General features: G+C 56.4%; 4 protein-coding genes and 1 other RNA gene. All 5 read right to left on the bottom strand.

Translation table 11 applies throughout. The features are described 5' to 3' along the window. Positions 1-135: a transfer-messenger RNA gene (gene ssrA / locus VNZ60_RS04050) on the bottom strand; the annotation flags it as partial. Between the two features lie 77 nt (positions 136-212). Next, positions 213-3,869, bottom strand: coding sequence for a DUF748 domain-containing protein (locus VNZ60_RS04045; RefSeq protein ID WP_325657143.1), 3,657 nt, complete (start codon positions 3,867-3,869; stop codon positions 213-215). Between the two features lie 121 nt (positions 3,870-3,990). Then, on the bottom strand, positions 3,991-4,653 hold the full coding sequence (locus tag VNZ60_RS04040) for an HAD family hydrolase (protein WP_325657142.1): 663 nt from the start codon (positions 4,651-4,653) through the stop codon (positions 3,991-3,993). A 57-nt stretch (positions 4,654-4,710) separates the two neighbouring features. Beyond that, the gene (gene ubiG / locus VNZ60_RS04035) at positions 4,711-5,406 is read right to left on the bottom strand and encodes a bifunctional 2-polyprenyl-6-hydroxyphenol methylase/3-demethylubiquinol 3-O-methyltransferase UbiG (protein ID WP_325657141.1); all 696 of its coding nucleotides are present in this window, start codon (positions 5,404-5,406) and stop codon (positions 4,711-4,713) included. Positions 5,407-5,554: 148 nt separating this feature from the next. Then, positions 5,555-6,190 carry an outer membrane protein OmpA gene (ompA, locus tag VNZ60_RS04030; protein ID WP_325657140.1) on the bottom strand — a complete coding sequence of 212 codons (636 nt, stop codon included), beginning with the start codon at positions 6,188-6,190 and terminating at the stop codon, positions 5,555-5,557. Positions 6,191-6,249: the final 59 nt, after the last annotated feature.

Below are 6,249 nucleotides of genomic sequence, written 5' to 3'. Positions count from 1 at the left end.
TAACCGGTTATTAAGCGGCTAGTGCGTACGAGTTATCGTTTGCAGTTAGATCTATTCCGATTGTATTTACGAGGTAGTCGGTCCTCGGTATGCCCTGCGCTGCTTTGTAACCCACGTCGAAACCAGGTCGCCCCCAAGCAGATCACCATTGTAGCGTACTTGGGGCTTCCCTGTCAGGGCCTTGCCTAAATTGAAAGCGGGATGAAAGCCTCTTATTTCAAGGCAAAATCGACCCGGCTCGGCTGCCCCTTGTCCTTGATGCCGTCGGCAGTCAGTTTTGGCGCTATCAGGAAGATTCGCTCCAGTGGGATCTGGCCCTTGGTTTCCAGATACTTGCGGACCACCTCGGCGCGTCTGGTTGCCAGTGCGCTCAAGGCGTCCTGGGTTACCGTGGTATTGGCGACGATGAGTTTTTCCATGTCGGCGGTCGGCAGCGATTTTGCCAGGCCGATGACATTGCGCGGCTTGTCGAATTTTTCCGAGCTATACACTTTCCCCATGTATTTATCTTTATCGGCATCGGTCAAGGTCACGTCGTCCGATTGCGCATCCTCGCTTTGGCTAGCCGAATCCTTGAGTTTCAACGCTTTCAGCTTGCGGTTGAGGATTTGCTGACGGACGCCATCGGTATCGCTTTTCGGATCGACCCGGCCGATCAGGTCCAGCTTCAGGGCCGGGCGGTCGGTCAACGCCTTGGCCAAGGTGTCCAGCTTGCTTTGCGTGGCCGCCGTCAGTGTGGCTGAACCGGGAGCGAATTCAGCGTAGCCGAGCTCGTCACCGCCGCTGCCGCCGAAGGCCGAACTGATCAGCGCGAATGGCGAGGTGACGGCTTTGACGATCAGATTGACGAAGATGCGGACGATGATGCCGCCTATCGAAAACTCCGGATCCGACAAGGTGCCGGAAATCGGCAGGTTGATGTTGATCTGGCCGTTACGGTCCTTCAGCAAGGCAACCGCCAACAGCACCGGCAGTTTGGTGGCGGTTGGGCTGTCGATCTTGTCGCCGAAGGTCAACTGATCGATGCGGACGCTGTTCTGGGCTACCAGTTTGTCGTTTTCGATGTGATAGTTGACATCCATCGACAGCTTGCCCTTTTCGATGGCGTAGCCGGCGTACTTGGCGGCATAGGGCGTCAGACGCGGAAGTTCGACACCGTTGGCGCTAGCCTTGATGTCGAGGAACATCGGTTTGAACAGGGGATTCAGGGAGCCGGAAATGGCCACTGGCGCGTCGTTGTCGATCTTGCCGTTCAAGTCTATCGGCGCCGGCTGCGGCTTGTCGGAGGCGATCGCGCCGACGGTACCGTTCATGCCGGTCATGTTAGCGGTGTAGTTCGGTTTGACGAAATTATCGGTGTAGTTGATGTTGCCGCCCTTGATGACGACCTGGCCGATCTTGATCACCGGTGCGTTGGCCTTGGGTGCGGCGGGTGCGATCGGCGCCACAGTGGTAGTGCCTTCGGAGGTCGTTTTCGTGGTCTTTTGCGCCGCAGCGCCTGGTTCAGCCGAGGTCAGCGAGGGCGTCGGCGCGCCTGCCGGTGCATTCTTCGATACCACGATATCTTGCAGGTTGAGTTTGGCGGATTCCGACAAAATGATGCGCGCATAGAAATCGTTGAGGGCGATTTTTGCCAGAGTGACGTTTTGCTGGGCGCCACCGATATTGGCGTTGATACCGCTGACATCGAGTAGTTTCCACTTCAGGAAATCCGCTGAATTTTCCTTGTCGAGCACGCGGAAATTGGCCAGGCGCAGGTTGCCGTTATAACTGGTAGCGAGTTGCTGGCGGCCGCTAGGCGGCGTCAGTAGCAACTTGCCCTTGGTACTGGCCAGGCCGGAGGTCAACGTCACATTCAGGTAATCGGTGAAATACGGTTGCAACGCGGCGACCGGCAGATCTTGCGCATCGAGGTCGAGAGCGATCGATTTCATTTGCGCTGCGACGCTGCCGTCGACCGATAATTTGCCGGTTTTATTGAGCTGGGTGCGCAGCGTCATCTTGATCGGTTTGTCGAGCTTGCTGGAGATATTGTCGGCGCTCAGGTTGAGGCCGTCGGCACGCAGATTGACCGCTGGTTTCACAGCGTTGTCGAGATAAGTAAGGCTGCTGTCGCTGACGGCAAACTGATTCAGAGTAGCGACCCATTCCGGCCCGGCTTTCTTGGCGGGCGCGCTAGGGACTGCCTTGTTTGAACCACCTGCAGGGGCCACGAATTGTTGCAGATTGAGTTTGCCCTGGGCGTCGCGACGCACATCGCCCTGTATCCCGGCCAGGCGCAATGCGTTGGCATTAAAAGTGTGCGCTTCAGTATCGACGCTAGCATTTTCCAGCCTGATTTTCTTGGCGCCGATGCTGCCGCCGGCACTGGCATTTGCCGCCACTTTGAGATCATCTACATCTATGCCTAGTTGATGCAGTTGGATGCGGCTGCCGTCGATTGCGAGCAAGGTATTGAGCGATAACTGACCGGACAGCACCGCAGCCAGGGAGCGGTTGACATAGGGCTGGTACTGCGCGAGCGACAAGGCGTTGATGCTGGCCTTGCCGGCGACGATGCCTTTGGCAGGAGTGATCTGGCCGATGAACTGGATGTGCTGATCGTTTTCCGTGCCGCTTGAAAGTGTCACGGTCGCAGGTTTGGAGTCAGCTGCCAGCGACAGCTGGGTCGCATTCAGCGCCACGTTTTTTACCTGCAGGTTCAGCGCCGGCGAGGCGTTGGCTGCATCCAGCCAGTTGACCGTACCATCGTGGATACTGAGCTTGGCCAGTGTCATTTGCGGTGGCGGGTTCGCTGCTTTTTTCGGCGCATCCTTTACAATTTCCTGCTTGGCGGCTGGAGTGCTCAGAGCAGCCCAGTTCAAGCTGCCGCTGGCGTTCAGATTGACCCAGACTTCCGGTTGCTGGATCTCGATGTGATCGAGTGCGGCGCTGCCGGTGAGGACATTGAGCTTGTTAATCTGAAGGTTGATCGCCTGCGCTTTGAGCAGCGGCGCCGCATTCTTGTCGGCTAGGGCAACGTCGGCCAGTTTGATCGCGCCCGACAGCAATACTTCGGGCTTGTCCTTGCTACGCAAGAACGATAGATCGAGCTTGGTCGATAGTTTGGTGCTCTGGATGGCCAGTGGCAGCGCCACCGGAGAAAACGCCACATAGCTGGCGACATCAAGCTGCTCGATATCGATCGCCAGGGCGGTTTCGAGGCTGCCGGCGAATGGTTTGCTGCGCCCTTTCAGATCGAACGGCGTACCGTTGATCCTGGCCGAGACATGTGGCTGGACGAAGGTGTCGATCTTGCTGGGGAAGTTCGATATATAGGGCAGACCGATGTTGAGCGCTTGTATATCGACCAGCTTGTTGGTCACTTTGTCGTCGAATTTGACGACGCCGTTTTCGAGCTGGATATTCGATACTGAAAATAGAGCCGGTTTATCGCTCTTTGGCTTCGCCAGGATGCGGTCTATGATATCTGAGAAGTTGTAGCGGCCGATGCCGTCGGCGCTGGTGCGCACGATATGCAGATTGGGATTGACCAGTTTGGCTTCGTTCAGTACCGGCGCCAGTCGAAACAACGAAGCATATGAGGTATTGAGCAGCAGTGTTTTTGCCGAGAATGCCGCTGTGGTTTTGTCTTGTTCGTAGAGCGTGAAATCGGCTGCCGTCAGAGTCAGGGTGAAGGGGTTGAAGGCGATCTTGCCGACCGTTGCCTTGCGGCCGATCTGGGTTTCAATTTGTTGTTCTACCAGATGTTTGGCGACAGGTGGCACCGCTAGCCAGCTGATGAGTGCCAGCACCAGTAAAGTGACGACTGTGATGCCGGCCCAGCGTATGGCGCGTGGCAGCCAGGAGGGTCGAGGGATATTTGCCATTTTTTTTCCTTATGGGCAAGGATGTCCACAATATACCGTCAGACAGCATTGCCCGCTGATTCATTCAATCCATCAAACTTCAGTCATGCGCAAGCGTATGCGCCGATTCTGTACGTGGAAATTATTGTTGTGGCAGTAAGGCCAGCAATTGGAGTGGGGTATCGATCAGAGCATCTGCTTCCCAGGAACTTGGCGCGCTCTCGCCGCAATAACCCCAGGCCACGGCCACGGTCGCCATGCCAGCTGCGCGGCCGGCTTGGATGTCGCGCAAATCGTCGCCCACATACCAGCATTCCTGCGGTTGCAAATTGAGGCGTCGCGCCGCTTCCAGCAGTGGCGCCGGATGGGGTTTCGCGTGAGCGGTGGTGTCGCCGGAAATGACGCAATCCGCATCTGCCAGGCCGATCTGCGAAACCAGCGGATCGGTAAACCTGGCGGCCTTGTTAGTGACGACTCCCCAGCCCAGATTGCGCTGGCGCAGATCGTTGAGCAGGGCGGGTATGCCATCGAACAGGGTGCTGTCGACCGCCAGCGCGGCGGCGTAATGATCAAGGAAAGCGATCCGCAGTTCTTCATAGTCAGGATCACCCGGTTTCAGGCCGAAGGCGGCGCCTATCATGCCGCGCGCGCCGGCAGAAGTGTGGGGCCGTAGTTGTTCATATGGCGTGTTGCTCAAGCCGCGGTCGTTGCGCAGCCGGTTAAGCGCTGCTGCCAGGTCAGGGGCAGTGTCGGCAAGCGTCCCGTCAAGGTCGAACAGGATGGCGCGCGGCATTGGCAGGGGCATGGTAATTCCTAAAGTGCAAAAAATGGCCGGCAACACGATGCCAAGCAGAGCGGGGCTTTATGCGGGCCGGGTGCAGGCCATCAGATAGTTGACGCTGGTATCCTGGTTGAGCGAGTAGATCTGAGTGAGCGGGTTGTAACTCATGCCGCGCATGGCGTCGACCGTCAGGCCGGCGTTGCGGGTGAATTGCGCCAGTTCGGCCGGTGTGATGAACTTGGCGTAATCATGCGTGCCTTTGGGTAACATGCGTAACAGGTATTCGGCTGCCAGGACCGCCTGCAGGTAAGCTTTCAGATTGCGGTTTAAGGTCGAAAAAAACACTTGTCCGCCGGGTTTCACCAGTGTGGCGCAGGCGCGCACGATGGATGCCGGATCGGGGACGTGCTCCAGCATCTCCATGCAAGTCACTACATCGAATTGCCCGGCTTCGCGGTTGGCCATTTCTTCGGCGGCAATTTTTTCATAACGGACCTGAATGCCAGATTCCAGGCTATGCAGATCAGCTACCTTCAAGGCTTTGTCGGACAGGTCGATGCCGGTAACGGTAGCGCCTTTCCTGGCCATGGATTCGGCCAGAATGCCACCGCCGCAGCCGATATCGAGCACATTCTTGCCGGTGAGCGGGGCGCGCGAGTTGATCCATTCCAGGCGCAAGGGATTGATCTCATGCAGAGGGCGGAATTCGGATTCGGGATCCCACCACCGGTGAGCCAGGTCGCTGAATTTCTTGAGTTCTGATGGGTCTGCGTTCATAGGTTGAATCATAGCTGGAAAGTAAGGTTTTGCGGTTTGTTACCTGATTAAAAACCGTCGTCCAAAGTTTTCAAATTGCCTGGTGGCATCTTGTTTTTGTACGAAAAAAAACCCCGCCAAGGCGGGGTTCTGATCGAGCTTGAATCGATTACTTGTTGGTACCAACAACTTCGATTTCAACGCGACGGTTTTTAGCGCGGCCAGCAGCGGTCTTGTTATCAGCGACCGGTTGCGACTTGCCTTTACCTTCGGTGTAAACACGGTTAGCTTCGACACCCTTGTGTACCAAGTATGCCTTAACAGCTTCAGCGCGACGAACCGACAGCTTTTGGTTGTAAGCAACCGAACCGACCGAGTCAGTATGGCCAACAGCGATGATGACTTCCAGGTTGATTGCGCCCAGTTTCGATGTCAGATCATCCAGTTTTGCTTTGCCTTCTGGCTTCAGGACAGCTTTGTCGAAGTCAAAGAATGCGTCAGCAGCAAAAGTAACTTTTTGCGAAACTGGAGCTGGTGCTGGAACTGGAGCTGGTGCTGGTGCTGGAGCTACTGGTGCAGGTGCTGCTTGGGCGATTTCGCCGTCGCAACCTGGAACCGAGTCAGCTGGTGTCCAGTAGCCAGTGTGCCAGCACAGACCGTACGGGTCACGTGCGATTGTACCGCGTGCATCTTGCACATAAGCACTGTTCGGGGTGTTTGCCTGGATATCTTTGATTTCCTGCGCGGAGGCAGAGAGTGCGACGACTGCGGACGCAGCGAAGACGAGTTTTGCTAATTTATTCATGTTTCTCCTCTCGGTTGAGATATCCGCAGATTAACTGCGCAACTAATATACGACATCAA

The organism is Collimonas sp., from assembly GCF_035566375.1.
Taxonomy (GTDB): Bacteria; Pseudomonadota; Gammaproteobacteria; order Burkholderiales; family Burkholderiaceae_D; genus Collimonas.
This window is presented reverse-complemented; position numbering and strand designations above follow the sequence as displayed.